Raw genomic sequence first — 2,492 nt, 5'->3', positions numbered from 1 at the left:
GGCGGATCGCGCTGGAATACACCTATCTGACGCGGCGGCTGATGGACACGCAGGTCCCGGCGCCGACGCCGGTCCCCTGACCCTGAAAGTGTGAGTGCGATGAACCGACTGATCCTGTCCGTCTCGATCCCGGCCCTGCTGCTGGCCGCCTGCGCCTCCGCTCCGGCCGAGGACGCCATCTACGGCCTCGCGCCGGACATGGTGCAGGGCCCGCTGGAGCCGATGGCGCCCGTCGGCGCGCCGCCGCACTTCCCCGCCGACCTGACCCCCGCCGGCGTCCGCGCCGCCGACGACCATCTCGCGCTGGAAGAGGTCGAGGGGGCGCAGGCCATGGCCTTCGTGGCCGAGTCCAACCGCAAGGCGCTGGCGGCGCTGGAGGGGGACCGGCGCTACGAGACCTTCCGTCAGCAGGCGTTCGACATCCTGTCGGCGACAGACCGGATTCCGGGGCCCAGTTTCCTCGGCGAGGGCATCGGAAACTTCTGGCAGGATGCGACCAATCCGAAGGGGATCTGGCGGCGCACGACGCTGGACAGCTACCGGTCGGACGCGACGCGGTGGGAGACGCTGCTCGACATCGACGCCCTGGCCAGGGCCGAGGGCCGGGACTGGGTGTGGAAGGGCGCGGACTGCCTCGCGCCGGATGAGACGCGTTGCCTGGTCAATCTGTCGGACGGCGGCAAGGACGCGGTGGTGGTGCGCGAGTTCGACACCACGACCAAATCATTCGTGGACGGAGGGTTCGTCCTGCCGGAGGGCAAGCACCGCATCGAATGGCTGGACCGCGACACCCTGCTGGTGGCGACGGACTTCGGGCCGAACACGCTGACCGAGAGCGGCTACCCCTTCATCGTCAAGGCGCTGAAGCGCGGCCAGACGCTGGCGCAGGCGACCGAGGTCTATCGCGGGGATATCGGCGACGGCGGGTATGGGGTCAGTCCGAGCGTGTACCGGGACAAGGACGGGCGGATCGAGGCGGTGCTGTTCCACCGCCCGCTCGACACCTTCCGCGCCGAGACCTGGCGCTGGGTCGACGGCCGGACGGTCAAGCTGAACCTGCCCGAACGGGTCGGCGTCAACGGGACCATGGGCGACCGGCTGGTGTTCTCGCTGGACGAGGACTGGACTGTCACGGGCGCGACCCTGCCGGCCGGGGCGATGGTCAGCGCCGATCTGGACGACCTTTCGCGGCCTCAGGGCGGAAGCGTACATGTGGTCTTCACCCCCGGCGAGCGGCAGTCGGTCGACAGCGTGCGGGTGATGTCCGACAGCGTGCTGGCGGTGGTCTCTGACAACGTCGTCGGGACGCTGAAACGTTTCGATCCCGGCCACCACGGCGATTGGCAGGCGACGGACATCGCGGTTCCGGCCAACAGCGCGGTGGGTCTGGGCGACAGCTCCAAATCGCGGGGCCAGGTCTTCCTCACGAGCCAGGGCTTCCTGACGCCACCGACGCTGAGCCTCGCCGATGTCTCGACCGCGACCACCACGGAGCTGCGATCGGCCCCGGCCAAATTCGACGCCTCGACCCATGTGGTCGAGCAGTTCGAGGCGACCTCGTCGGACGGGACGAAGATCCCCTATTTCGTGACCCGGCCGCGCGACATGGCCATGGACGGGTCGGCGCCCACCATCCTGTTCGGCTACGGCGGTTTCCAGGTCTCGTTTCCGCCCGCCTACAAGCCGGAGATGGGCAAGCTGTGGCTCGAGAACGGCGGCGTCTTCGTCCAGGCCAATATCCGCGGCGGCGGCGAGTTCGGGCCGGAGTGGCACCAGAGCGTGCTGAAGGAAAACCGCCAGCTGGCCTTCGACGATTTCGCGGCGGTGGCGGCCGACCTGCACCGTCGAGGGATCAGTTCGCCGCGCCGGACCGGCATCTATGGCCGGTCGAACGGCGGGGTGCTGACCTCGGTGACGATGACCCAGCATCCGGAGCTGATCAACGCCGCGGTGATCGAGAGCCCGCTGATCGACATGCTGCGCTATCACGAGCTGCCCGCCGGGGCCTCGTGGATGGGCGAATACGGCGACCCGCGCATCCCCGGGGACGCGGCCTTCATCGCCCGCTATTCGGCCTATCAGCAGCTTCGTCCGGACACGGACTATCCGCGCGTCTACATCACGACGAACACCCGTGACGACCGGGTGCATCCGGGTCACGCGCGGAAATTCGCGGCGCGGCTGGAGGCGATGGGCCACGACCACGTCTATTACGAGGAGACGGCGGGCGGTCACTCCAACGACGCCGATCCGGTCGCCAACGCCCGGCGCTGGGCCCGGCACTATGTATATCTGGCGCAGCAGCTGATGGATTGAGAGCCGGCGTCCTCTCCCCTTGAGGGAGAAGGTGGCTCGCGGAGCGAGACGGATGAGGGGTGAGACACCCCTCCGACCGGGCGGCGTCTGCTCGTGGCGGTGCGGATGAGGAGGCAGCCCCCTCATCCGGCCCTCCGGGCCACCTTCTCCCCCAAGGGGAGAAGGAAGACTAGGCC

1 protein-coding gene is annotated in these 2,492 nt (G+C 68.9%); it reads left to right on the top strand.

The features are described 5' to 3' along the window. The first annotated feature begins 99 nt into the window (after window positions 1-99). Window positions 100-2,316: a prolyl oligopeptidase family serine peptidase gene (locus RDU12_RS02890; protein ID WP_308684067.1), complete on the top strand. Its 2,217-nt coding sequence runs from the start codon at window positions 100-102 to the stop codon at window positions 2,314-2,316. Window positions 2,317-2,492: the final 176 nt, after the last annotated feature.

Origin of the sequence: Brevundimonas sp., from assembly GCF_031082345.1 — a bacterium.
Taxonomy (GTDB): domain Bacteria; phylum Pseudomonadota; class Alphaproteobacteria; order Caulobacterales; family Caulobacteraceae; genus Brevundimonas.
This window is presented reverse-complemented; position numbering and strand designations above follow the sequence as displayed.

Coding starts and splice junctions, on each gene's coding strand:
- RDU12_RS02890 (WP_308684067.1), top strand. CDS start 100: ATGAACCGACTGATCCTGTCCGTCTCGATCCCGGCCCTGCTGCTGGCC.